The following is a 25,234-nucleotide window of genomic DNA, read 5'->3' on the forward strand; positions in this document are numbered from 1 at the left end:
CGGCCAGGCGACAGAACAGTCCACCGGGCACACGAACTCGTGACGCTCCGCGCACTCCTCGTGCGCGAGTGAGCAGGGTCGGTCTCCTGGAGCGCTCCAGTGCCGTCAGATGACTGAGGACTGGACGTCCGGACACGCGCACACTCGAACCAGGGTGAGTGCGGCCTCGCGGAGACCTCGGTTCGGATCCGATACCGAGATCCCGCTCGCCACCGGAGTATGTGAGCCGAGGAGTCTGTGTGCGACCTGTGCTGAGTACGGCTTCCGTTCCCGAAGCGGAGAGAGTCAGCGCCTGGCAGCGCGCCGTCCGCCACCTGCTGGCTCCGGTGCGGGTCACCCCTCGGCGGACCCAGCACGCCTTCGAAGGCAGTGTGGCGGCCGTCGACCTCGGCTATCTGCGCGTGCTGTCGGTGGAAGCGGACCCGATGCGACTGAGCCGCGACGCCCGCCTGGTCGCCGCGGCTCCCGAGAACCGCCTCGCCCTCGCCGTGCAGGCATCCGGAACCGCCTTGCTGCATCAGGATGGGCGAAGCGCTGTGCTGAGACCCGGAGAACTGGCCCTGTTCCATCTTCGCCGTCCGTTCACCCTGGAACAGCGGCAGCGCTTCTCCCTGCACCTGCTCCGGCTGCCCGAACAGTCGCTGGGCAGCGCCGCGGGCGGAGTGGACCGGATCACCGGACGTGCCATCACGCCGGCCGGGGGCGTTGCCGCGCTCCTCGCGCCGTTCGTGACGGGGCTCGTCGCGGATGCCGCGCGGATCACGGCACCGGTCGGCGACCGGCTGGCAGGGAACGCGGCCGATCTGCTGGCCACCTTGGTCGACGAGCTGGCGGGGGCTGGTGACAGCGACCGCGGCAATGCCCGCGATCACCTTCTTCCGTTGATCCGCCGCTACATCGACGAGAACCTCCGTGATCCCGAGCTGTCTCCCGAACGCGTCGCCGGGGCTCACCGCATCTCGGTCCGGTATCTGCACCGTCTTTTCGAAGCGGAGGAGACCACGGTACGGAAGCTGATCCAGCGGCGGCGTGTCGAGGAGTGCGCCCACGAGTTGGTACGGCGTGGGCGGGCGGCGCCGACCATCTCGACGGTCGCGCGGAGCTGGGGTTTCCAGAACCCCGCGCACTTCAGCCGTGCGTTCAAGGCGGTGTACGGACACTCGCCCCGCCATTGGCGCAGGGATGCGGGAACCACGCCCGGCCGAGGCACTGGATGTTGTCACCCGCCCGAGTCGTTTCCCAGTCCCCGGGGACGGACCGGGGGTGCTGCCGCCGCCACGCACACGGGGGCAGCCGTCGACTCCGCGAAAGCGCCGGGTGAGGTCGCTGAGGCCGGGGAAGCCGTCTGACTTCCCGCGAGCCGGTTCCCGTCGCTCCGCGATGTCCGACCGGGCGGCGGCATACGCGCGTGCTTCAGCCCGCGAGCAGCAGGACTCCGGTGTCCTCGTCCCGCGCCGCGGCCGAACCGTCGGCGCTTCGGACTTTGTGCCAGTCGCTCGGTGAGATGCCATACGCGGCACGGAAACTGCGGCTGAAATGGGCGGCGTTCACAAAGCCCCAGCGCTTGGCCACCGCGGAGACGGATGAGGTGGCCTGCCCGAGCCGGGCCAGCTCGCGCCTGCACTCCTCCAGTCGGCGTTGCTGAATCCATCTGCTGATCGTGGTGCCTTCGCTGACGAAGACCTTGTGCAGGTATCTGACCGAGACATGATGGTGCGCGGCGATCATCTCGGGTGACAGCTCGCGGTCGCCCAGGTTCTGGTTCACGAAGCTGCGAATTCGCCGCACCATGTCGAGGCGATCGGCATTCTCGTCCGCCGCGCCGACGTCCGCGTGTTCGGACACCGTCCGTTCGGACAGCATGGTGCCGAGCAGATCCGTCACACTGCCGGCAAGTCGGTGAGCGACGTGCGGCGAGTAGGACGAGACCGAATCGGCGATGGTCTCAAGAAGTGGAGCGAGTAGCTGAACAACGCCGTTACCGGACTGTCGGTGGACTCCGCCCAGGAATTCCCTGTCCTTTTCCGGAATGCCCAGCACAGCACCGGGGATCCGGAACACGTGCAGACGGAAGCCTTCGAGCTCACGCAGCGTGTAGGGACGTGCCCAGTCGATGACGAACACGTCGCCCGGCCCGCAGCGCTGGGCCCAGTCATCCTGAGCGAGCCCGGCCAAGCCCCTGGTGTGGATACCGACACACAGGGCGTCGGCTGGACTCGGCCCGATGGACCAGGTCGGTCCCGCCAGGTTTTGCGCACCGCCCTCGACTGTGCTGACCCGCAGGAATCCACATCGGTGTGACACGATCCGGCCCCTGAACGAGGAGCCCCTCCGCAGGGCGGTTTCCTTCGACAGCGAGGCCGGCGAGACGGACTCCCCCTGCGCCGGCCGCTCCTGATCGGCGACAGACGTGGTGATGAACGCCAGGCTCACGTGGCCCTCCCGGTGCGAAGTGGTTCAGCGGAACTTCGGCGGCCTTTCAGCGGCCGGCGGGCCCCATCGACGTACCAAGACCTCATGAGTGCGATTCTCCCGAAGGAGGCGTGCGCGGAGTTAAGTCATCTGACTGTGCGGGCGCCGAAAATGTTCGGCGAGCAGTGCCGTACCCATGTCGCCCCACGCCGTTCATCTTCGCCGGTCCGCCGTAGCAAGGGGAATAAGAGCCCGTTACCGGGTGTTTACCTCAATCCCCGGACACACGAATTCGTCAACGGCGCCCGGGCCGAACCCCGGATCCCCGAGGTGCCGGTCCACGCGGGCGCGGACGTCCCGGGCCGGGGTGTGTCGGGAACCGACCGTGGGCCCTCGACGTCACCGGCGGCCCGCGCGGTGCCGGGCCTTCCAGCGATGGCGCCCCGTACGAAGCGACCGTCACCGGCGGAGTGGCCATGGCGACAGCCCGGCTCCAGCGGCGCTCGACGGTCCCGTTCTCCGGGAATCCGGCCGTGTCGATCACAGGTGTCACGGGGGGCTCCAGCCGGTCACGGTGCCGGGACCCACCGCCGCGCAAGCGGCCGGCCCGGCAGCAGGTCCAGCCGCCGGACCCAGCCTGGAACGCCGGATGACTTACGTCATCGGCATGCTGACCGCCAAACGACGGTGAGGACGCGATATCGCCGAGAGACGCTTGACTCTGAGCGCAGATCCGTGCTCTCCGCGCGCACGTAGACTGCTCCTGTCCAGGTCAGATCACTGGTGCGGGAGAGCCTTGGATGCCAGACAACATACTGTTCGGTAGGGACAAAGAGCTGGCGACTGTCGATGAGCTGGTCGACGGACTACCGGAGCGCGGCAGTGCGCTGCTGATCCAAGGAGCCCCCGGGATCGGCAAATCCTCCCTCCTGGCCCACGCGGTCGCCCGGGCCCAGAGCTCGGGAATCACCGTCCTCAAGGCATCGGGTGTACAGGCCGAGACCCATCTGCCGTTCGCGGGGCTGCACCAGCTGACCCGGACCATGATGGATCGCGTCTCTGGCCTTCCTCCCGCCCAGGCGGACGCGCTGCGGAGCGCCTTCGGCATGGCGGAGCCGTCCTCCGACACCTCCGCCCCCCAGTTCTTCATGATCGCCCTGGCCACGCTCAGCCTGCTCGGCGAGGCCGCCGCCGACATCCCCGTTCTGCTGGTCGTGGACGACGCCCAATGGCTCGACACGCCGACCCTGGACGTTCTCGGCTTCATCGCACGGCGCGTGGGTGCCGAACCCCTCGGCCTGCTGCTCGCCCTCCGCGAAGGCCACACCGCCTCGCTGGCGACCCTTGACATCCGCGCACTCCATCTGAGGCCGCTGGAGCCGACCGCGGCCGACGCTCTGCTGGACGCCCGCAAACCCGGTCTCGGCCCAGGCGTACGCCGCCGCGTGGTGGACACGGCCGCCGGCAACCCCTTGGCGCTCATCGAGCTGCCGATCATCCTCGGCGCGGAGGCGACCTCCGAGTCCGTGGCATCGACAACGCTCCCCCTCACCACCAGACTCGAACGTGCTTTCGCCTCACGCCTGGCCGATCTGCCTTCCGACACGCGCAGCGCACTGCTCGTCACCGCCGCCGACGACGGCGACGCGCTGGCCGAGGTGCTCGCCGCCGTTTCGACGCTCACCGGCACGGAGATTTCCGTACGGTCCCTGGAGCCCGCCATCGCCGCACGTCTGGTGTTCGCCGACGAGTTCCACATCGGCTTCACCCATTCCTTGGTGCGCTCCGCCGTCCTGGGCTCGGCAACGCTCACCGACCGTCTCGCCGCCCACGGCGCACTCGCCGACATCCTGCACGGACAGCCTGACCGACAGGCATGGCACCGGGCCGCGGCCATCGGCCGTCCCGACGAAGCGGTGGCGCGGGAACTGGACCAGGTGGCCCTCAGAGCGAGAGGGCGTGGCGCCACCGCGGTGGCCATGACGGCGTTGGAACGCGCCACAGCACTGAGCGAATTCCCCGAAGGAAGAGCGGCACGCGTCCTGAACGCCGCCGAGCTGGGCCTCGAACTCGGCAAGACGGACCACGCGTCAAGCCTGTTGCGGCAGGCCGAGCCGCTGGAGTTCGGCGTGCGGGAGCGGGCGCGACTGCTCCTGCTGCGTGAGGGACTCGAAGTGGAAGTCGCGACGAGCATCCCTCGGCTGCACCTCCTGATCACGACAGCGGAGCGGGTCTCCGAGGCCGGGGATCCGGAACTGGCCCTGCGGCTGCTGCGCACAGCCGCGCGGCGGTGCTGGTGGTCGGACCCAGGTCGAGAACTGCGGGAACGCGTGGTGGCCGCGGCCGAGCGGCTGCCCGTTCCGGAACTCCACCCGGACCTCGTGTACACACTGGCCACGGCGACCCCGGTGGAGCGGTCAGGGACGGTGCTCGACCGCCTGGAGCGCCTCGAACGTCAGGGCGGATACGACTTTCTGGCCGCCGCCACCCTGGGCACCGCGGCCACGACAGTGAACGCGTACGACCACGCCATTGGATTCCTCCAGCACGCGGCGGCCGGGCTTCGTGCCCAAGGCCGTCTGGGCCTTCTGGCCCAGACTCTGGTGTCCCTCGCTTTGAGCGCGGTGCACACCGTCGATTGGGAGACCGGGCTCCCGGCCGCGGCCGAGGCGATGCGTCTGGCCGAGGAGAACGCCCAGCCTCGCTGGCTGGCCGGTGCGCGGATCGCGAAGGCTCAGTTCGCCGCGTTGCACGGAGATCTGGACACGGCGCTCGCTGTCATCGGCGAGGCGGAGGGGCGCGGGCTGTCCGTGGCCAATCCGTCCGGTCTCGCGTTCATCCAGATCACGCGCGGCCTCATCGGCCTCGCCGCCGGCAACCACGCGGAAACGTTTCACTGCGTCTGGCGAGTATTCGACCCGGCCGACCCTGCTTACCATCCGTTCCTGCAGACCATCGCCATCGCGGAGTTGGCCGAGGCCGCGACGGGCGATGATCAACGAGCCATGGCAAGGGCCGCGTTGCGGCAGCTCGACGCGACCGCCGGATCGAGCGAGGCCCAACTGACCCGGATCAACCTGGGATTCGCCCATGCGCTGCTCTCCGAGGACGAGCACGCGGAAGAGCGCTTCCGAGCGGCGTTCGATCTGGACATGTCCCATGCGCCCTTTACGCGCGCCCGACTGATGCTCGCCCATGGCGCCTGGCTCCGACGGCAACGCCGCGTGATGGAAGCTCGCGCTCCGCTCCGGATCGCCCGGGAGTCCTTCGCGGCACTCGGTGTGGAGCCGTGGTGCGAACGCGCCCGCCAGGAGCTCCGCTCGGCGGGCGAGGGCAGCAAGCGTCAAAGCCGTACCGATTGGGACCTGCTGACACCTCAAGAGCTGCAGATCGCGCAGCTCGCGGCGGAGGGCCTCTCCAACAAGGAGATAGGTCAGCAGCTGTACCTGTCACCGCGAACGATCGGCGCGCACCTGTACCGCATCTTCCCGAAGCTCGCGATCACCTCTCGCGGCCAGCTGAGGGACAAGCTGAGCGCGGGCTGAGCCCGAGGACCCTCCCGTCCGCGCACGCCCGCCGGCACTCACAACGTGCGGCGCACGCCCGCCTGCCGTTCCAGGTCGCGCAGTTGAACCGTGAGGTCCCCTTCCACCGCGGCATGCGCCGGGCCGCTGCGTCCGATCGGGAGAACCTGCTCGCCTCGCATGTCCTCCAGCATGAGCGCGAATGCCGCGTACGTGGCCACCGCCGCGAGCAGCAGTCCGAACGCCCCCGAGACATAGGCCAGCCACTCGGCGCCGGTGAGGTTGTAGAGCGCGGCTACCGCGAACCGTGGCACGGCAACGCAGAGGACGAACCACAGGGCACGCTTGCGCCGCGCGACCGACGCCATGAGCAGGGCGAAGCACGCGAAGACGAGGTTCAGTACACCGAGCACCTCGGCACCACCCGGCGGGTTGACCGCCAGAACGAGGGAGCTCGCCAACCATGTCCCGGAGAAACAGGCCATCAGAGTCGCCGCGAGGACGTCCCTCGCTCCGAAGGCGAGGATGCTCACCAAGAACTGGAGAACGAACGCCGGCAGGATCGTCAGGGCGACCGCACGATGGGCATCGTCACCGAAGAACCCCAGTTGCAGGCTTCCCACGATCACCGAGGCGATGGCCACGGCGAAAAAGCCGAGCGGCATCGGGGACGCGATCGGACGCAGATTGATCCGCGTCATCGAACGGAGGTCCGGCTCGAAATGCCGGCCGGCGGGTTCGGGCTGTTGAGGATGCTGGTCTTGACTGGCGTTCATCGTGATCTCCCTGGGAGCCGTCGTCTGCGGAAGGGCTTGCTGGGCAGGGGGTTCACAGCACGAAGCACGGGTCGAAGATCTCCGTGCGCGGCTCTGGCGCGAAGCCGCGTGCCATCCGCCACTGACGGTGCTGCTCCGACTCGGCGACGGCCTCCGCGAGGAGGTCGGCCTGCCGGGCACCGGTTACGCTGGGCCGCGGCGTGGCCTGGTAGCCACCGAAGTGGGCGACGGGGCTCCAGGAGGGACTGAGGGGCTCGATCGCCTCGTCGAGTCCCTCGTACTCGGCCGCCGCGTGGACGATGCGTCCGCCCACCACGGTCAGGACCGACTCGATGTGCGCGATGTCCTGCTCGGGCACGGTGAAGTAGTCGTCGGAGAGGATCGCGAGGTCCCCGAAGTAGCCCTCTTTGAGGATGCCCTTGACGCCTTCCTCGCCGGTCAGACGGGCCCCGCCTCGCGTGTACAACTCCAGGGCCGTCTCACGCGTGAGGCGGTTCTCCGCGGGGTAAAGGGCGAGGTCGCCAACGGTCCGCCCGGTGACGAGCCAGTGCAGCGCGACCCACGGGTTGTACGAGGACACCCGTGTGGCGTCGGTGCCCGCGCCGACGACGAGCCCCTTGGCGAGCATGCGCCGCACCGGAGGAGTGTGGGCCGCGGCCTGGGCACCGTAGCGGTCGACGAAGGCGCGCCCTTGGAAGGACATGCGGTTCTGCACGGACACCGCCCCACCGAGAGCCGCGATCCGGTCCAGGCTGGAGTCACTGACCGTCTCGGCGTGGTCGAACAGCCAGCGGTTCCCGGTCGGGAACAGCCCGTCGGCGGCGAGCTTCTCGAACACGTCGAGGTCGCGGCGGATCGTCTCGTCATAGGTGGCGTGCAGGCGGAAGCCCCAGCCGTTCTCCATGAGCAGGCGCACGGCCTTCTCGAACTCGACCTCGTAGCCCTGGGAGAGTTCAGGACGCGGCTCGGTGAAGTTCTCGAAGTCGGCCGCCGCCCAGGTGAGGTTCTCGCCCGCGCCGTTGAGGCGCAGCCACGCGTCACCGTCCTCGGGGCGGACCATCTCGATCCACCGTGTGAGGTCGGCGATCTCCTGACCACCTGTCTGCGGGAACAGATGGTAGGCGATCCTCAGCGTCAGCTCTCCCGCGCGGGCGAGCTCGGTCACGATCCCGTAGTTGTCCGGGAAGTTCTGGAAGCCGCCGGCCGCATCCACCGCGGAGGTCAGACCGAAGCGGTTCAGCTCCCGCAGAAAGTGCTTGGTGGAGACGCGCTGGTGGTGAGCGTCGAGCGACGGCGCCTTGGCCAGCGTCGAGTAGAGGATCAGCGCGCCCGGCGCCGCGAGCAGCACTCCGGTGGGACTGCCGTCCCGGCCCCGGACCATCTGGCCGCCGGGCGGGTCGGGGGTCTCCGCGGTGAATCCGGCGGCCTGGACAGCGGCCCGGTTCATCAGCGCGGACTGGTACAGGTGCAGGACGAAGACCGGCGTATCAGGGGCCGCCGCGTTGAGCTCGGCGACGGTCGGCATCCGCCGCTCGGCGAACTGGTCCGCCGTCCAGCCGCCGACCACCCGTATCCACTGCCCCTTTGGTGTGCGCCCGGCCTGCTCCTTGAGCATCGCGAGCCCCTGGCGCAGCGAGGGCACGCCGTCCCAGCGCAGCTCCAGGACGTAGTTGAGCCCACCCCGGATGACATGCAGATGCGAGTCGTTCAGACCGGGGATCACCCGCCGGCCCAGCGCGTCGACCACCTTCGTCGCCGGCCCCACCAGGCCGGCCACCGTGCGGTCGTCGCCCAAGGCGACGACCGCGCCACCGCGGACAGCGACGGCCCGCGCCTCGGGGCGCTCGGGATCGCCCGTGTACACCTTGGCGTTGCGGACGAGAAGCTCGGCGGGCTCGACAGAGCCTGACGCCGGGACCATACCCGCGACCGGCATGCTGGTCACGTCGCTCACCTCCGGTGAGATCGTGGGGCCGTCACAGGCGCCCCGGGTTTCTGGGCAATGACCTCACCGTAGGAGCCGGTGTGGCTCCCGGGTTTACCGAGAGTGCACACGGGTTGCTCACGGAAGCACACAGGAGAAGGCAGCCCCGCGAGCCACAGGCGTGCTCGCGGCCGGAACTCCGGCTGAGCCACCTCAGCGGGGGTCAGGAACGGGCCGGCTCCGAACGGTGCAAGGCGGTGCGCGTGGCGAGACCGCCGCCGACGCCCAGGACAACGGCGAAAGCCAGCCACCATCCGCTCCAGGGCAGCAAACCCAGGACAGCGTCGACCGACCAGGCGCCGGGGCCGGTCGACGACAGGGCAGCGGCGGCGACGATCAAGAAGAGGGGGTACTCGTAGCCGTCGTTCTGGACCCACGGCCCGTGCGACCACTTCACGGTCAGAGCTACCGTCATCACACCGATCGCGCCCGCGGCGGCGAGCGGCGTGAGCGCGCCCGCGGCCAGCAGCGCACCGGAACCGATCTGCGTCGCTCCCGCGGCAACCGCGGTCAGCACTCCACCGCGGAAACCGTCGTGCCGGAACTCCTCGGTGCCGCCCGCGAGTCCCTTGCCGCCGAGATGAAAACTCACCTTCTGCACTCCGTGTGCTGCCAGCAGCAGTCCGGTCACGGCCCTCAGAATCAGAAGACCGAGTTCCATGGGTTGCTCCTTGTGTTGACGCCGGGAGGCCCCACGATAGGAAGCGGAGGGGGACGGCCACTTGCCCGAGCGTGTCCGACGCTGTCCTCAACAGGCACACCCCATCAGGTCAGAGCGTCGAATGCGTGGGTGACCTTGGGCACCGTGCCCTCCGCGAGCCAGGCTCGGGCCGCCTCCTCAGCGGCACGGTCATCAGCGGTGAGTCGCTGGTGATGCTGGGCGAGGTGTCCGGACCAGGTGGCTACGAGGTAGTGCTCGACGAACAGTTCCGGGTCGTCGCCGTCCCTGTAGAGGCCCCACGTGATGGCTCCGGTGCGGCGGCGCGCGCGTGCGACGGGTCGCATGGCAGCGAGGAAGTGGCCGGTTCGCACCTCGGGCACCCGGTAGGCGACGGTGATCAGAACCGGCCCGGCGTCGGGGCCGGGGGCGGACCTCACGGATGGCTCCGGCCAGTGGTCCGACACGGTGGGGTCCGAGTCGCCGACCGGCAGGGGCAGAGCGCGCACGGACAGCCCCCCGGCCAGCAGGACGGCCGCGGCAGTGCTCAGCGCGAGGGAAAGTCCGAGACGGTCGGCGAGCAAGCCCCACAGGGGGGCGGACAGGGCCATGCCACCCTGGAAGACCATCAGTTGTACGGCGAGGGCGCGAGCCCTCACCCACCCGGGCAGGCGTGTCTGCAGCGCCGCGCTGAGCACGGAGAGCACCGATATCCAGGCGAAGCCGGCCGCGGGCAGAAGAGCCGTCACCAGCCACGACACGCTGGACAGGGCAAGGACCGCGAGGACGGCCGCGCACACGACGGCGGCGATCAAGAGGAGAGCATTCGCTCCCCACGCGCGGCGCAGCCACGGCAGCAGGAAGGCACCAGCCACGGCTCCCAGCCCCACCGAGCCGAGCAGTAGTCCGTATCCGGAGGCGCCCAGGGCGAGCCGCTGTTCCGCGACGAGCGGCAACAGAACCCACAACGCCGATGCCGCTGGGACGAAAAGAAGGGTACGCAGGAGGACGCGTCGGATGTCCGGCGTGTAGCGGACGTAGCGACGCCCGGCTTCCACCGCGGCGAGGATGCCTTCCCGGCTCGCGTCGCTACGACCGCGGTGCGGGGCGCGCCAGGCCGTGAGCACAGCGGCGGTTCCCAGGTAGGAGACCGCGTTGAAGGCGAACACCCATCCGGTACCGGCAGCGGCCACGACGAAGCCGCCGAGCGCTGGGCCGACCGCACGGGCCAGGTTCATGCTCACGGAACCGAGCGCGGCGGCCTGCGCCAGCGAGGCCCGGTCGACCAGGTCGGGCTGGATGGCCTGCCAGGCCGGCCCCATCAACGCCGAGCCGCCTCCGATGATGAAGAGCAGCGCGAGCAGCAGTCCGGATCCGAGCAATCCGGTGAAGGCCGTCACGGCGAGAGCCGCCGAGGCCGCGACCATCGCGTACTGGGCGGCTATGAGAAGTCTTCTGCGGTCGAAGCGGTCCGCGAGGACGCCCGAAGGGAGCGCGAGCAGCAGCAGCGGAAGGCTCACCGCCGTCTGTACCAGCGCGAGCACCGCACCCGATTGGCCGATCAGCTCCCACTGGGCACCGACCGTCATCATCCAGGTGCCGGTGTTGGAGACGAACTGCGCGATCCACAACGCCCGGAAAACGGGCACGGCGAAGGGTCGCCATGCCTCACGAAATCCGGGTGCCGCTGGTGCGATGCCCGACTGGCGGGCAGCCACTCGTTCCGGCCCGAACTCCGCGTTCCCCACTTCCGGTCCTCTCTCCGGTCGGGGGCTCCGGCGTGCCCGGAGCCCCGCTGCACCCGCGACCGCCCGGTGGTCAGCCGGCCGCGTTGGCGCCGATGAAGTGCTTGGCGTAGACGACCCCGAGGCCGTAGGCGCCCGCGTGGGCCTTGACGATGTCCATCACACCGTTGTAGGTCTCGCCGCGCGCCCAGTCCCGCTGAAGCTCCAGCAGGACCTGGACCCAGGTGACAGGTACGGCCCCGGCGCGGATCATCCGCTCCAGGGCGTGCTCGTGAGCCTGCGGGGTGACGCCGCCGGACGCGTCGGCCACGACGTACATCTCGTAGCCCTGGCTCAGCGCCGACAGGACCGGCAGGACGAGGCAGACCTCGGTCCACAGGCCGGATATGACGATCTTCTTGCGGCCGGTGGCGCGAACCGCGTCGACCAGGTTCTCGTCCTCCCACGCGTTCATCGAGGTGCGGTCGATGAGCTTGTGATCGGGGAAGACATCGACGAGCTGGGGCAGCGCCGGGCCGGAGAAGGACTCGGCGGCCACCGTCGTGATCACGGCCGGCACGTCGAAGAGCTTGGCGGCCTTCGCCAGGCCCACCGTGTTGTTGATGATCGCGCCGCGGTCGCCGCTGCCCGTGCCGAAGAACATCTGCGGCTGGTGGTCGACGAACAGCATCATCGCGTTGTCGGGCGTGAGCAGATCCGGGCTCGGCGCGGCGGAGACGTTGTCGAGATCGAACTCAGGCATGACTGACTTCCTTAACTTTTATACCGTTTTGTGTCGTTGAGGGAGGACGGAGCGGCCGGTACCGAACACCGGCCGCACGCCGGCGGGCGGTGCTCAGACGCCGTGGAGAGCCTTGCGGAGCGTGTCCACGGCCAGCGTGATGGCGACCTCCGCGCCCTTGGTGCCGCGCAGCGCGTTGAGCATCACGAAGTCGTGGATGACGCCCTGGACCCGGATCGCGGTGACCGGAACCCCGGCCTCGCGGAGTTTGTCCGCGTACGCCTCGCCCTCGTCGCGCAGCACGTCGGCCTCAGCGGTGATGACCAGGGCCGGCGGCAGGCCGGCGAGCTGCTCGGTGGTGGCCCGCAACGGGGACGCGGTGATCTGCGCGCGGTCGGCCTCGGCGGTCGTGTACTGGTCCCAGAACCACTTCATCGCCTCCCGGCGCAGGAAGTAGCCCTCGGCGAACTGGTGGTACGACGGCGTGTCGAACGCCGCGTCGGTCACGGGATAGAAGAGCACCTGCGCGGCGAGCGCGACATCGCCGCGGTCCTTGGCCATCAGAGTCAGCGCGGCCGACATGTTGCCGCCGACCGAGTCACCGGCCACCGCGATACGGGTCGGGTCGAGGTCGTTCGCGGCGCCCTCGCGCACGACCCACTGGGCCACGATGTAGTTCTGCTCGATAGCGACCGGGTAGCGGGCCTCGGGCGACCGGTCGTACTCGGGGAAAACGACCGCCGCGCGGGCACCCACGGCCAGCTCCCGCACCAGACGGTCGTGCGTGTGCGCGTTACCGAACACCCAGCCGGCGCCGTGGATGTAGACGATGACGGGCAGCAGCCCCTCGTGTCCCGCCGGACGCACGACGCGCGCTCGGACGGAGCCCGTCGGACCACCCTCGACCGTCACCCACTCCTCGTCCACCTCCGGCTTCGCGACCGCACCGGACTGGACCTCGTCCACCGCCTTGCGCCCGTCCTCCACCGGAATCTCGTACAGAAACGGCGGCTCAGCCGTCGCCGCGGCGAACCCCGCCGCGTCCACCTCCAGAACCGGCCCGATCCTGCTCTGCGCGTCTGACATCACGGACTGCCTTTCCTCGTACGGGGCCCGGTACCGGGAGTCGGGCCCAACGTAGGAGTCGGCGGAATCGAGAAGTTTGCCCTGTGTGCACAACGCATGCCCGCCAGGGCACGGAGGACGTCGTGGCAGGCGGCGGGACCACCGCAGGTGATCGACGGGATCGAGGGGATCGCGCACCGGGTACGCTCTGCTCGTCGGATGGCCGCACCACGACGCGGGACGGTGGAACGAGACCGCCTCCTGGCACGGCTTTGCCCACACCGACCCCACTCTGTCCGGCGACCCCGACCTTGTCGCTTTGGACGTTCTCCACCATGGCGCACCCCCGCGCCGACCCTCGGTGACGGCCGCGCGGTCGTGGCTCTGTGCGAGGCTGCCGGCGCCAACGGAAACCGTCCCCCCGCGGACCCGGATCGGTCCGGGTCCGCGCGTCCCGGAACCGCGACGGCGGGGAGACCCCCACGCTTCGCGCTTCCGCTCGCCCCCCGCCCGGCTCCGGCTCAGCTCAGCGGTTCCACCCGCGCCGGGACGTGCTTGTGCCAGGGCGTCCAGAAGAAGGGGTCGCGGCGGTGGGACGCGGTGAGCTCGTTGGGAGCGACGCCCGTCCGGCGTCGTTCGCCGTCCTCGCCGGGGTGGTCGAGGCCGAGGCCGTTGGGGATGGTGATGTGGCCGGACCGGAGCGTGTCGGTGACCTCCACGACCGCCTCCGCCGAGCCGGTCTCCGTCACCACGAGGACCCGCGCGCCCGTCCGCACGGCCAGGCGTTCCGCGTCCTCCGGGCTCATTCGCAACGCCCCCTGCGCGTCGCGGCGGCGCCACGCCGGATCCCGCATGATCGTGTTCGCCGTGAACGCCCGGCGCTCGCCCGCCGCCAGGATGAACGGGTACTCCTCGCTCGTCCAGTCGCTGCGGGCGTCCACCAGGCCACGCATCTCGTCGAGGAGCATGGGGATCTCCGCGTGGATGCGGCGATCGGGGTACCGCACGTAGTTCCAGGCGTCGGAGAAGTCGTCCACGGTGAACTCGACACCGGAGGGACTGTTCATGATCGCGTCGAACAGCTTGCCGCCCAGCTCGTGATCCGCGCCCGTGAAGCCCGCCCGCCGGACGGCCTCCGGCTGGGCGATCGCGGCGAGATGGCTGATCCCCCACAGCACCGTCGCCGCACCGGCCCCCGGCGGCAGCGTCGGGCCCAGCGCCTCGTACAGCAAGTGGGGGAAGAGCGGGCGCAGTTCGGGCCGAGCGACGAGCATGGTGAAGAACAGCAGGGTGAACGTGTTCGGTCCGCCGTCCACGGCCTTGCGCAGCGCCGCCACTGACTCGTCGTCCACCAGGCGGAGTTCGCGCACGACGTCCGCGATGATGTCGGCCTCGGGCCGGGTGCCGGGCAGCGGTTCGAGCACGGGCTGCCGGAGTTGGAAGGTGTTGCGCGGGAATTCCAGGTTGAAGAACGACGCCTCGTACTTCTCGAACTGGCTGCTGGCGGGCAGCACATAGTCGGCGCACCGCGCGGTCTCGGTGAACGCCACATCGATGACCACGCTCAGCTCCAGCTTGGCCATCGCTTCCCGGAAGCGGGGTGAATCCGCCACCGAGTGCGCCGGGTTGCCCGCGTTGATCCACATCGCGCGGATGCGGTCCGGGTGATCGGACAGCACCTCGTCCGCGATGGCGCTGGGCGGGAAGATGCCGCTGGCCAGCGGCGCGTTGGTGGCCGGCGTGTGTGTCGGGCCGTCCGTCCGCATGAGCGAGGCCGCGAGGGTGTCGGCCATTCTGGGCGCGACCGTCCCGTACGAGGCGGACAGCACCGCCCCGGCCAGGCGGTCCGCGACCACGCGCCACCGCCGCCGGGTGGCCATCCGGGGCAGCAGCGCCAGCAGGGGCCGCGCGGTCAGCCTCATGGCCGCCAGCGTGATCCGTTCCCGGAGCGTCGGCTCGGGCGGCAGCGGGTGGGCGCTGGACGGGTACCAGGAGCCCAAGACCGGGAACATCCAGGAGTGCACATGCATCCCGCCCGGCTTGGCGAAGTTCCCGGTGAGGATCCACAGGAGCTTGCTCAGGTAGGACGTCAGCGTGCTGTTGGGCGACTGTTCGAGCCCGAGGTACTCCAGGGTGGACACGCTGGAGGCGCGCGCGATGCGGCGGGTCGCGGCCCGGATCAACTCCTCGTCCACATCGCAGCGCTGGGCGTAGTCCGCGACCGGCACGTCGCCGAGCGCGGCCAGCACGGCGGGCGCGCCCGTGGTGTGCTCGGCCAGCCAGGCGTGGTTCACCAGGTCCTCCTGGACCAGGACGCCGAGCATGGCGGTCAGGCACCAGGCGTCGGTGCCGGGCTTGACCCGGAGGTGGAAGTCGGCCAGCTCCGCGGTCTCGGTGACGCGCGGGTCGAGCACGATCATCGAGCGCGCCGGGTCGGCGGCGATGCGGCGGAGGGTCGTCCGGGCGTGGACGAAGCTGTGGGACTGCCACGGGTTCTTGCCGAGGAACACCGCGACCTCGGTGTTCTCGAAGTCGCCCTTGGTGTGCCCGCCGAAAAGCTGTTCGTCGACCCACGCCTCGCCGGTCTTCTCCTGGGCCAGCGCGTTGGAGGTGAGCCCGCCGCCGAGCGCGGTGAGCAACGACCGGTCGTAGGCGGCGGGGAGGTGATTGCCCTGGCCGCCGCCGTACTGGAGGATCGTGTGCCCGCCATGGGTGTCGCGGACGCCGGCCAGTCTCGCGGCGATCTCGCGGATGGCGGTGTCCCAGTCGATCTCGTCGTACCGCCCGTCCGGGCGTCGGCGCATCGGGGAGCTGATCCGGTGCCGGCCGTTCTGATAGTGGTCGAGGCGCAGCGCCTTCTCGCAGGTGTAGCCGCCCGAGTTGGGGTGCGCCTTGTCGCCCCGGATCCGGGCGAAGCGGCGGCCTTCGAGCGTGATCTCGATGCCGCAGTTGCACTCGCAGAGGATGCACGCGTTCTTGCGTGCGGTGGTCGTCGTCGCGCGGTCCATCCCTGAACCGTCCCTTCCGGCAGGGTGATTATGACGATCGGCATAGAACTTGCCGAGGCACCAGCTTGCGGCTCGCCGGAGAGGGGGGCAACCCTCAGTCGTGCTCATCAAGCAACGCCCGCAAGTGGGCGGCGAATTCTTCACATACTCGGTCCAGCGGCCGGGTGCTGCGCTGGGCCCGGGCCAGCACCAGTGCGCCCTGGACGATGGCCAGCCCCGAGGTGGCCAGCCGGTCGGCACGTTCGGCCGGGATCCCGTGCTGCCACAACGAGGCGGAAAGAGTGGACTCCCACGAGGCGAACGCCTCCCCGGCCGCCGCGCGGGCCCCCGGCGCATCGGCCTCGGCCAACCCACCCGCGGCGACCGGGCAGCCGGCGGCGAAGTCGGTGTCGAGCAACTGCTGCCGGAACAGGTCGATGATGGCGGTGAAGGTCCCGACCGGCCCGCGCTCGGCGGTCAGCGCACTGATCGTGGCCCCCATGGCCCGCCCGGCCCGCGCGGTCGCCGTCTCGGCCAACTCGGCCTTGCCGCCCGGGAAATAGTGATAGAGCGAGCCCCGGGGGGCCTGCCCTTCCGCCATCACGTCCGCGATGGAGGTCCCCGCGACCCCCCGCTCCCGGAACAAGCGCATCGCACTGCCCAGCATGCGCTCACGCGCGTCCGACCGTCGCCCCATGGGCACCCCTCTCTATGACGTCCATCATAGTGACTCGGGGCCGACGACGTGACGCGACCGGCCCGCCCGAGCGGTCCGCGCGGGGGACTCGCCGGATGCGGGGGCCGGTCAGTTCCCGTCGAACGTGTCCGGGCCGGGCCCAGGCGGGTGCCGGTGTTCAGGGCGGTGATCTCCGCCAGGTCGCCGGCGTCCGGCTCGAAGCCGAACGCGCCGAAGTTCTCCCGGACGCGGGCCGACGTCCCGGACTTGAGGATCACCACGTTCCGGATGTGGAGATGCCAGCGCGGCACTCACCGGGCCAGGGGAACTGGCATGCGGGGAGGAATCACCGGCCATCGCGGTCTGCCGGAGACCGTCGCGGAACGCGTCCGGGACGGTCTCCGCCGACCTTCTGAAACAACGGTGATGCGCTGACCGCTTGAGCTCGCCCTCGTTCTCCGACGCGTGGATCCATCGCACGTCAGCGCATAGCGTGCGGCCCTGCTCGGGTCATACGCCCGAAGTGGAATCATGTGATCCGTCAGGACGTCCTCTCCTGTGAGAGTCGTGACATCGGACGGGAAGTAGTCAGCCTTGAGCAACGGGAGTTCACGCCTGTCTCGTGGCGCGGTGCTGCGGCTCGGCGCTGGGGCGGGACTGGCCGCCGCCCTGCCCACAGCCGCGCCCGCATACGGTGCGTCACCGGGCCAGGACGGGGTCCTGCGTCAGCTGAACGATCTTGAACGGGAGCATTCCGCTCGGCTGGGCGTGTTCGCACACAACACGGCCACCGGACAGACGGTGCTCCACCGTGCGCATGAGCGCTTCCCGATCTGCTCGGTGGCCAAGACGATGGCCGTCGCGGCGGTTCTGAGGGATCTCGACCGCCACGGCGAGTTCCTCGCCCAGCGCGTCCGGTACACCGAGAAGGACGTCACGGACTCGGGCTACGCTCCCATCGCCGGTCAGCCGGAGCGTCTCGCGAACGGCATGACTGTGGCCGAGCTGTGCGCCGCAGCTCTCGACTACAGCGACAACGCGGCGATGAACCTCCTGCTGCGACAGTTGGGAGGCCCGACCGCGATCACCCACTTCTGCCAATCCCTCGGGGATCGGACGACCCGGCTCGATCGGTGGGAGCCCGAACTGAACTCGGCCGAGCCGTGGCGGGTGACGGACACCACCAGCCCCCACGCCATCGGACAGACCTACGCCTGGCTCACGCTCGGCAGCGCGCTTGCCCCCAGAGACCGTGAGCGGCTGACTGGCTGGCTGCTGGCCAACACGACCAGCGGACAGCGCTTCCGCAAAGGACTTCCCGCCGACTGGGCTCTGGCGGACAAGACCGGCACCGGCGACTACGGCACCACCAACGACGTGGGCATCACCTGGCCACCAGACCGGCAACCTCTCGTACTGGCCGTGCTGTCCACCCAACAGGATGCCGAATCCCCGGCCGATGAACCGCTGGTCGCCAAGACCGCCACGCTGCTGGCGACAGCACTCACCTGACGGACGCTTGGACCGGCGCTGGATGTGGCGCGCCGGATGTGGCGCCGGATGTGGCGCGCGCGGAACGCGGAAGCGAGCCACGTTGCTGGCGCCGACGGAGGTGGGGCCGGACTCGGCCGTCCTGCTGACGGTCGACGCCACCCGCCGCCGCCGGCCGTCCCCTCCCCTCCCCGCTCTCTGGCGATGCCGCGCGCGCGGGCGCGCGGTGGGTCAGTCGTCCTGGGGGAGGGCCGCTACGAGGGCGGTTACCGCTGCCGTCAGGGACGGGACGTGCGCGAGGGCATCGGTGATCATGCCGATCCGGCGGCGCAGCCTGCCGAGTTCGGCATCGGGGTCGGCGAGGAGGGCCCGGAGTTCGTCGAGGGCCTCCATCGCGTCGTCGCGGTCGGCGGGCGGCACGGCGTCCCATTCACGGGCCAGCTCGGCTCGCAGGACGACGACCGCCTCGGCCAGTCGGGCGCGTGCCGGGGCGGCCGACGCGGTGGAGGCGTTGACGTGGCTGACGTTGACGTGGCTGACGTTGACGTTGTTCGACGCGCCGACCAAGCCGGCGAAGTACCGCGCCCCGAAGGACTTCTCACTGCTCACTGGCGACCTCTCCCTGGCTGGGCACAATCGGGGGGACGGCGACGTTCAACGCTGCCGGCTCCCCCGGTGGGGACGGCGCTCCCGGCGCCGACGCGTCACCCAGCGCGTTGCGGACGCCGGGGATCTGGCCGAGCTGGGCGAGCAGCGCGGGCGCGGTGGCGCCCACCGTGATCGCCGCATAGCCCCCGTCGACCTGGCCGCTGCCCCCGAACGCCATGGCGACGGCCGCCCCGAGCATCAGCCGTGTCACGGTGATGGCCAGGACCGGGCCGATGTCGATGTAGCTGGTGAACTTCGGCGGGTTCCGGCGGATCCGCCCGGTGGGCGTACGGCGGGCCGCCTGCCACTCACCGAGGCGGTTGAACAGCGCGACGATCTCGATCAGACCGCCCCCGCACGCCCCGAGGAGCGCGTACTGCCATAACTCCACGGATCCCCCTCCGCCCTCGTCCATGGCCCGGTCACCACGCACGCCGGTGACCCCGCCCACGATAGTCAACCGACCCCATTTCCGGGATAGTTCGTCTCACACAGCCGGGCCGAACAGCAAGGCTCCCGATGGCCGCGGACTGGTCCGGCCCCCGGAATCGCAGCTGGGCACCGCGGCGGCCTGCCGGCTGACCGGCCGTTCCCGGGCAACGCACTACCGAACGCCTCAAGCCCCGTCCGTCGACCGGGCGCGCACGCCGAGCTGCCGCCGCGACCCAGGCCCCGGCGCCGACGCGTCACCCAGCGCGTTGCGGACGCCGGGGATCTGGCCGAGCTGGGCGAGCAGCGCGCCGGGGCCCGCCGGGAGGCCGGGCCGGCGGGCCCCGGGGTCAGGTGCCGTTACTCCGTGGAGTCCGGCACCGGGTCGCAGGCGCCCTCGATGAAGGCGATGGAGCCCGCGCCCCCGATCTCCGTGAGGATCACCGTGTCCCCCTCCTGGAGTTCGTAGGCGAAGTCCTCCTCAGTACCCGTGGTGCTGGGCTCCTCCACCGACGCGCCGTCGCCGGGGACCGTCGCCCCGGCGACCCGGGGAGCGATCGCGGTGGCCCCGCCCGCGAAGTTGAAGAGGCTCACGGTGTCGACGCCGGGCGGAAGGGGCGGCAGTTCCTCGGGGGGGGCGGACGGGGAGCCGCCCGGGAACGGCCGGCACAGGTAGCCCTCAGGCGGGTTGTAGACGATAGCCACGCCCGCGTCCCGCAGGGTCTGCGCGAACTCGGTGACCTCCTGCTCGCCCTGCGGCCAGTCCGAGATGTGCACCACGATCCCGCCGTCCCCGGTCTGCTCGACCGCGTACGCCGGCGTGCTCGTCCCGCCCGGCAGGACGACCAGGGCGGTGGCCGCCACGGCGGCGCCGGCCAGGCCGAGGCCGGCCCGGGCCGGGGTGAGCAGCCGACGGCGTGCCGGGGCGCGCTCCCGCTCCTCGGCGACGGCCAGCGCCACCTCGCGCTTGAGTTCGCTCAGCAGACGGTCTTCGAACGAGGTGTTCATGACTCACTCCTCAAGGAGACAGTGCGGTTGACGGTTTCGGGCACCTCGGGCGGTGCGGGTGGTGCGGTGGCGACGCGCAGCGCCGTACGGGCACGGTGGAGCCGGACCCGGGCGGTGACCTGGCGGATCCCCAGCGCGGCGGCGGCCTCGCGAAGGGTGAGCTGATCGGCGACGATGAGCTCCATGACCGCCCGCTCCCCCTCCGGGAGGCCGGCCAGCGCGGTCAGGGCGCGGCGGCCCTCGTTCTCCGCGGCGAGTTTCTCCTCCAGCCGCGCGATGTCGTCGGATTCCAGCAGGCGGCGCCCGGCGATGCGGTCGCTGAGCACGGACTCACGGGCGGCGCGGCGGCGTTCGGCCGAGGCGATGTTGCGCGCCACGCCGTAGAGCCAGCCCCGCTCACTGCCCAGCCCCGGCCGGTAGGTGTGCCCGGAGTCGATCACCGCGAGGAAGACCTCGGCGGTGAGGTCGGCCACCGTGTGCGGGTCATCCACGCGGCGCGCGAGGAATCGCGTCACCGCGTCGACATGCCGCCGGTAGAACTCCTCGAAAAGCTCCGGATCCCGGGCCGCCTCGGCCGGGCCGCCGCGGCTCCTGGTGCGTATGTTCACCTGCGGGCTCTCCTGTCGTTGTCCCTGCCCTCACACCCTTACTTGGCGGGATGTCGGAGAAGCGTTACAAGCGCCGGTCAGGGGCGGGACGGGAAGGAGGCGTGGCGGACGGAAACCCGGGCTTCGATCCGACCGCTTGGACGCGCGTCACAAACATGCCCCGTCAGATGGGTCGTTGGCCTTGGGGCGTCCGTGGGGCGGGACTGTCCCGTGCCGCCAGTGCCTTCGCCAATTGTCCGCGCGACCAAACGGTGTCGGGCTCGTCGGCGCCCAGCCCGGTTTCACGCTGTCGCAATGTCGATCGGTGAAGAGTGATCGCGTCCTCGACCCGGCCGGCTGCCAGGTAGTGGTCGGCCAGGTTTGACTGTGAGCGGAGGGTGTCACGATGGTGCGGACCCACGTGGTGGATCCGTTCGGTGACACTGCGCTCCTGGGCTTCGATCGCCTCGGCGTAGCGGCCGGCGTGGTGATAGGTGTTCGCGATGTTGTGCAGGGATCGCAGTGTGTCCGGGTGGTCGGCGCCGAAGATGGCGGTGCGTTTGGCGCGGACGAGTTCATGCAGCGCGATGGCGGAGTCGAACTGGTCGTTGTTCTTGTAGGTGATCGCCAGGTTGTGCAAGGACCAGATCGTGTCCGGATGGTCCTGGCCCAGCGCCGCCACCCGGGCACGGTAGATCGCCTGGTGTTCAACGATGGCGTCGTCCAGCCGGCCCATCGCGTTCTTGGTGATCGCCTGGGCTTCCCTGGTCTGGAGGGTCTGCTGGTGGTCGGAGCCGAGTGTTTGTTCACGAGTCCGCAGGACGGCGCTGTGCATGGCAAGGGCTTCGTCCAGGTCGCCGGCCCCGCGCACCGCTTCGCCCAGCCGATGCCGAGCGGCCAGCGTGTCCGGGGCGTCGGGGCCGAGCCATCGTGTGCGTTCTTCGACTGCGCGGCTCAGCAGGCGTCGGGAGCCCTTCAGCCAGCCCTGGGAGAGCTGGAACTCTCCGACCCGGTGTGCGCAGTTGGCCAAGTCGAGTGACGCCTGCGGGATCCCGGCCTCGGCGATCAGCGGGTCAAGGGCGTCGACGTGATCCGCGAGCTCCGCCCATCGGGCCCAGTTGGGGATATCGGCGAGGTCTTGGCTGGGCAGAGCGCGGCGCAAGTAAGTCGCCGCCGTCACCCGGGGCTCGACCGTGAGAGCGGCCCGTACGTACTCCCAGAGCAGCCGATGCACTCCGACTTCGTCCCTGTTCGCGGTGATCAGCGAATAGGCGCGGAGGATGCCGATGTCCTCGCGGAGTTCGACCGATTCCTCCGCTTGGGTCCGCAAGAACCGTCTGGGTACGGAGTCCGGGGAGAAGCAACAGATCACGCCCAGGAGCTCTGCGGCACTCGGCCGCCTGGAGGACACAGCGTCCAGGCTGAGCCTGAATGTCCGGGCGACGCTCGAACGGTGGATGTCGCTCCAGGCCGCGGAGCCAAGCAACGTCTGCGGTTGTGAGGCCAACAGGTCGGTGTACTCGTCGAAGGAGAGGTCCTGTTCGCGGATGTGGGCGCATGCCTGGTCCAGCATCAAAGGGAGGTCACCGATGCGCTGGGCCAACCGCTCCGCGGCGTCCGCGTCGTCCAGTCCGGTCTCCGCGAGCAGAAATCGGACGCTGTCCGACCGGGCCAGGACCGGTAACGGTATCGTGGCCAGGCCGATCCGGTCCCAGTTGAGGTCCCATCGGCTCGTCACCAGGACAGGTCCCTTGCCGCATCGAGCCACGATCTCGGCGACGCTCTCGCGGTCTTCGACATTGTCGAGGACAAGCAACCAGTCGTCGTGCGAGTGCAGCCACTCCATGGCCCAGTCCGCGGCGTCCGTCACAGAGTTCCACTCGCGTATCTCCGGTCTCAGCCGGTAGGCGAGGGAGGCGAGACCCCGGAGGACCGCGTCGGGCTTCTCCGCCGAGACCCACCAGATCGTGCGCCGTGCTGACCTGTGGACCGCGTGCAGGGCCAGTTCGGTCTTCCCCATGCCCGCCAAGCCGACGACCGCGGCTCCCAGGGTGTTCCCGTCAACGGTGTCCAGCAGGCGTGAGATTTCCGCGAGGACCTGATCGCGTCCCCACAGCACGTCGACCGGCCTGCGGGGCAGCCTGGACGATCCCGCGGACGCCTCCACCTGAGACGCGGGCGGGGGACCCGAACGAATGAAGACATCCCCGTGAATGGCGCCTGCCTGCACGACAGGTCCGTTCACACCGCCTCGCAGGACGTTGCGCACTTCCACAGGCGGTGGCTGATCGGCTGCCTTCCCCGGGTCGTCCAAGAGACCTCCCCCTTACCTTCCAGCATGCCCATCCCGCAAGCGGCGCCATCCACATCCTCACCGTCAGTCGGCGAGGGCGGTGTCGCGCAGGGACGCGATGACGGCCCGGCCCTCGTCGACGACCGTGCTCAGCACCTCCACGAACTCCTGCCGTCCCTGCGTCTCCGGACGCGCCATGCGTTCCCGGACCCGCTCAGCGGACTCCTCCAACTCCTCCAGGTACTTCAACAGGTTGAACTCAAGGTTCTCAAGCACCCCCGTGCCCTTCAGGCCGATGGCCAACTCGAAGGCTTCCCGCACCTGCTGGGCCTCCGTGTCCAGCCCGTCGATCCACTCCTGCTGCGTCACCTCCAAAGACGTGGCACGGTCCCTGTGGCGCTGCACCCCCATGTACACCAGCGCCGACAGGCCCAGCACCGCGGCGGCCGGCGGGAAGGCGATGCCCGCCGTCACCATGCCGCCCATCCACGACCCGGTGGCGACGATCGGGGCGGATATCCCCAGGAAGGCCGCCGTCCGCTGCACGAGGTCCTCGGTCGAGGTGCGTGCCTGCCGGGGGCGCGGCAGGTCGAGCTCGCTGAAGTCGACGGTGTAGTCGGGCAGTCGGCCGGCGGCGTCGTCCGCTCCCAGCCGACTGCGCACCATGCGCACCGCCTCCTTCCGGAACTGCTCCAGCAGGTCCGCCCACACCGCGGCCGGCCCGTCCGGCTCCGCCTCGACCCAGCTCCGCTTCGCCAGGAACAGGTCCCGCTGGATCTCGTGGGCCTTCGCCGGCCGACGGACGTCCGTGGTGCGAATCCGTTCGTCCAGGGCGGCGTGCAGGTGCGCGGACAACCCGTTGAACGAGCGCGCGGCGCGTTTGACGTAGTCCCGCAGCCTCTTCTCCAGGTCCTCGCGGATGAGCGGTATCGCCTCCTCCACTTCCCGGGCCCTGGTGGCGAGTTCGGCCAGCTCGTTCTCCAGCGCTTCGATGGGCAGGCGCTCGGTCCGCAGCCGTTCGGCCAGCGACGAGAAGCGGCGACCGAGCAGCCCGCGCGCCTCGTCGGCGACCTTCCCCATGCGGCGGCGCCCGGTCTCCTGCTCGATCAGCCCGCCGAGGGTCTCGCGCAGCGCGGCCATGTGGCTGCCGTCGGTCAACCGCCGCGCCCGGCCCGGGTCCTCGATCAGCGCCCCGCGCGCCTCGGACGCCGGCGACGCCGGGACGAACCCCTCACCGATGAAGCCCAGGTCGGGGCGGCCGTCGACGGTGAACTTCTCACGCAGATAGGCGTTGTTGCGGTCGATGGTGGCCCGCCAGGCGGGGATGTCGCGCAGGTCGAGCTGGGTGGCCGTGTCGATGGCCGTGACCACCCACACGACGCGCTTCTTCGAGACGCGGTGGTGCTGGTAGAGGAAGCGGATGAGAGCGAGGTCGTTCTCGGACAGGGAGCGGGAGGCGTGCGAGACGTAGAGGAAGCAGTCGGCGTCCCCCATCGCCTGTTCGACGATGCGGTCGTGCACGGCGTTCGGGGAGCCGTAGCCCGGCAGGTCGTAGAGCTTGGCGGGGAGGGTGTACGGCGAAATCTGGATCTCTATCTCGGCGACGTCCCGGGTCCAGTGCGGTTCCAGCCGGTTGGTGATCTCGGCGTCGTGCATCGCGTATGCGGCCACGACGGCCGGCGGCGGGCGGTCGCCGATGTCCTCCCACTCGTCCTCGGCGGCATCCATGAACTGGACCCGCAGAAAACGGCGTTCGTCCGCGTCGCCGCCCGGTCGGTCCTCGGGGTCGACGGGCAGCACGGTCGCCGGGCACGCCGTGGTCGGCACCGGCGAGGAGGGCAGCAGCCCGACGAACTTCTCGGCGACACTCCCGTCCGGCTGTTCCACCTCCAGCAGCTTGAGCTTGTGCTGCAGCCCGCTGAGCAGGAAGCTCTTGCCCGAGGAGAACGCCCCCAGCAGCGCGACGTTGATCAGCGCGGAGGATGCTCGTGTCCGCAACTGCCGTACGCCGTCAGCGTCCTGAAGGGCCCGCGCCTCCCAGTCGGCGGGAGTCTCCGGAAGGGTCGCCACGCGGCGGAGCCACGCCTCGGCCCGGTCGAGCGTCTCACGGAGCCCGGCTCGCGTCTCTTCTATACCTGTCGTCATCGTCTCGCCCCCTTGAGCGAGTGTTATACCGGCAACGCCCCTCCACCGGAGCCGGTCCGGCAGAGGATCCGGCGGACTGTTTCCG

18 protein-coding genes are annotated in these 25,234 nt (G+C 70.1%); 3 read left to right on the forward strand and 15 right to left on the reverse strand.

The window, feature by feature from the left end:
* Positions 1–248 precede the first annotated feature (248 nt).
* Entirely contained in the window at positions 249–1,349 is a 1,101-nt protein-coding gene (locus OIE51_RS05055) for a helix-turn-helix domain-containing protein (RefSeq protein ID WP_326600497.1), read from the forward strand.
* 64 nt (positions 1,350–1,413) lie between these two features.
* Here OIE51_RS05055 and OIE51_RS05060 read toward each other — a convergent pair whose 3' ends face one another.
* Positions 1,414–2,433 (reverse strand): helix-turn-helix domain-containing protein, encoded by a 1,020-nt coding sequence (locus tag OIE51_RS05060; protein ID WP_326595830.1) that lies wholly within the window; start codon positions 2,431–2,433, stop codon positions 1,414–1,416.
* A 779-nt stretch (positions 2,434–3,212) separates the two neighbouring features.
* On the opposite strand from OIE51_RS05060, the gene OIE51_RS05065 reads away from it, so the two are divergent.
* The gene (locus OIE51_RS05065) at positions 3,213–5,957 is read left to right on the forward strand and encodes an ATP-binding protein (protein ID WP_326595831.1); all 2,745 of its coding nucleotides are present in this window, start codon (positions 3,213–3,215) and stop codon (positions 5,955–5,957) included.
* 38 nt (positions 5,958–5,995) lie between these two features.
* On the opposite strand, the gene OIE51_RS05070 is transcribed toward OIE51_RS05065, so the two are convergent.
* The 8 genes from OIE51_RS05070 to OIE51_RS05105 form a co-directional block, all read right to left on the reverse strand.
* Entirely contained in the window at positions 5,996–6,712 is a 717-nt protein-coding gene (locus tag OIE51_RS05070) for a GPR1/FUN34/YaaH family transporter (protein ID WP_326595832.1), read from the reverse strand.
* Between the two features lie 52 nt (positions 6,713–6,764).
* A complete protein-coding gene (locus OIE51_RS05075) occupies positions 6,765–8,648 on the reverse strand; it encodes an amidohydrolase (protein WP_326600499.1) in 1,884 nt (627 codons plus the stop codon).
* Positions 8,649–8,859: 211 nt separating this feature from the next.
* A complete protein-coding gene (locus OIE51_RS05080; RefSeq protein ID WP_326595834.1) occupies positions 8,860–9,357 on the reverse strand; it encodes a DoxX family protein in 498 nt (165 codons plus the stop codon).
* Positions 9,358–9,461: 104 nt separating this feature from the next.
* A complete protein-coding gene (locus tag OIE51_RS05085) occupies positions 9,462–11,102 on the reverse strand; it encodes an MFS transporter (RefSeq protein WP_326595836.1) in 1,641 nt (546 codons plus the stop codon).
* 70 nt (positions 11,103–11,172) lie between these two features.
* On the reverse strand, positions 11,173–11,841 hold the full coding sequence (locus tag OIE51_RS05090; RefSeq protein WP_326595838.1) for a hydrolase: 669 nt from the start codon (positions 11,839–11,841) through the stop codon (positions 11,173–11,175).
* 93 nt (positions 11,842–11,934) lie between these two features.
* A complete protein-coding gene (locus OIE51_RS05095; protein ID WP_326595839.1) occupies positions 11,935–12,906 on the reverse strand; it encodes an alpha/beta hydrolase in 972 nt (323 codons plus the stop codon).
* A 500-nt stretch (positions 12,907–13,406) separates the two neighbouring features.
* Positions 13,407–15,893: a molybdopterin-dependent oxidoreductase gene (locus OIE51_RS05100; RefSeq protein ID WP_326595840.1), complete on the reverse strand. Its 2,487-nt coding sequence runs from the start codon at positions 15,891–15,893 to the stop codon at positions 13,407–13,409.
* Between the two features lie 94 nt (positions 15,894–15,987).
* Positions 15,988–16,569, reverse strand: a complete 582-nt coding sequence (locus OIE51_RS05105) for a TetR/AcrR family transcriptional regulator (protein WP_326595841.1) — start codon at positions 16,567–16,569, stop codon at positions 15,988–15,990.
* 609 nt (positions 16,570–17,178) lie between these two features.
* Between OIE51_RS05105 and bla the strand changes: the two genes are divergently transcribed.
* Positions 17,179–18,060 carry a class A beta-lactamase gene (bla, locus tag OIE51_RS05110; RefSeq protein WP_326595843.1) on the forward strand — a complete coding sequence of 294 codons (882 nt, stop codon included), beginning with the start codon at positions 17,179–17,181 and terminating at the stop codon, positions 18,058–18,060.
* Positions 18,061–18,270: 210 nt separating this feature from the next.
* On the opposite strand, the gene OIE51_RS05115 is transcribed toward bla, so the two are convergent.
* From OIE51_RS05115 to OIE51_RS05140, 6 genes are all read right to left on the reverse strand, one after another.
* Complete coding sequence (locus OIE51_RS05115; RefSeq protein ID WP_326595844.1) at positions 18,271–18,648, reverse strand: DUF5955 family protein; 378 nt, start codon at positions 18,646–18,648, stop codon at positions 18,271–18,273.
* The gene (locus OIE51_RS05120) at positions 18,638–19,147 is read right to left on the reverse strand and encodes a hypothetical protein (RefSeq protein WP_326595845.1); all 510 of its coding nucleotides are present in this window, start codon (positions 19,145–19,147) and stop codon (positions 18,638–18,640) included. Before OIE51_RS05120 ends, OIE51_RS05115 begins: the two co-directional genes overlap by 11 nt.
* Before the next feature lie 329 nt (positions 19,148–19,476).
* Positions 19,477–20,124: a hypothetical protein gene (locus OIE51_RS05125; RefSeq protein ID WP_326595846.1), complete on the reverse strand. Its 648-nt coding sequence runs from the start codon at positions 20,122–20,124 to the stop codon at positions 19,477–19,479.
* Positions 20,121–20,732 (reverse strand): RNA polymerase sigma factor, encoded by a 612-nt coding sequence (locus tag OIE51_RS05130; RefSeq protein ID WP_326595847.1) that lies wholly within the window; start codon positions 20,730–20,732, stop codon positions 20,121–20,123. The genes OIE51_RS05125 and OIE51_RS05130 overlap by 4 nt, the downstream gene beginning before the upstream one ends.
* A gap of 163 nt (positions 20,733–20,895) precedes the next feature.
* Entirely contained in the window at positions 20,896–23,025 is a 2,130-nt protein-coding gene (gene fxsT / locus OIE51_RS05135; protein ID WP_326595848.1) for an FxSxx-COOH system tetratricopeptide repeat protein, read from the reverse strand.
* Between the two features lie 63 nt (positions 23,026–23,088).
* Positions 23,089–25,149, reverse strand: a complete 2,061-nt coding sequence (locus OIE51_RS05140) for a dynamin family protein (RefSeq protein ID WP_326595850.1) — start codon at positions 25,147–25,149, stop codon at positions 23,089–23,091.
* Between the last annotated feature and the right edge of the window lie 85 nt (positions 25,150–25,234).

This window comes from Streptomyces sp. NBC_01803 (assembly GCF_035917415.1).
Taxonomy (GTDB): domain Bacteria; phylum Actinomycetota; class Actinomycetes; order Streptomycetales; family Streptomycetaceae; genus Streptomyces.

Bases quoted from the DNA above. Each gene is read 5' to 3' on its own strand.
- OIE51_RS05105 (WP_326595841.1), bottom strand. From the start codon at position 16,569: ATGGGGCGACGGTCGGACGCGCGTGAGCGCATGCTGGGCAGTGCGATG.
- OIE51_RS05100 (WP_326595840.1), bottom strand. From the start codon at position 15,893: ATGGACCGCGCGACGACGACCACCGCACGCAAGAACGCGTGCATCCTC.
- OIE51_RS05090 (WP_326595838.1), bottom strand. From the start codon at position 11,841: ATGCCTGAGTTCGATCTCGACAACGTCTCCGCCGCGCCGAGCCCGGAT.
- OIE51_RS05080 (WP_326595834.1), bottom strand. From the start codon at position 9,357: ATGGAACTCGGTCTTCTGATTCTGAGGGCCGTGACCGGACTGCTGCTG.
- OIE51_RS05075 (WP_326600499.1), bottom strand. From the start codon at position 8,648: ATGCCGGTCGCGGGTATGGTCCCGGCGTCAGGCTCTGTCGAGCCCGCC.
- OIE51_RS05070 (WP_326595832.1), bottom strand. From the start codon at position 6,712: ATGAACGCCAGTCAAGACCAGCATCCTCAACAGCCCGAACCCGCCGGC.
- OIE51_RS05065 (WP_326595831.1), top strand. From the start codon at position 3,213: ATGCCAGACAACATACTGTTCGGTAGGGACAAAGAGCTGGCGACTGTC.
- OIE51_RS05095 (WP_326595839.1), bottom strand. From the start codon at position 12,906: ATGTCAGACGCGCAGAGCAGGATCGGGCCGGTTCTGGAGGTGGACGCG.
- OIE51_RS05125 (WP_326595846.1), bottom strand. From the start codon at position 20,124: ATGAACACCTCGTTCGAAGACCGTCTGCTGAGCGAACTCAAGCGCGAG.
- OIE51_RS05140 (WP_326595850.1), bottom strand. From the start codon at position 25,149: ATGACGACAGGTATAGAAGAGACGCGAGCCGGGCTCCGTGAGACGCTC.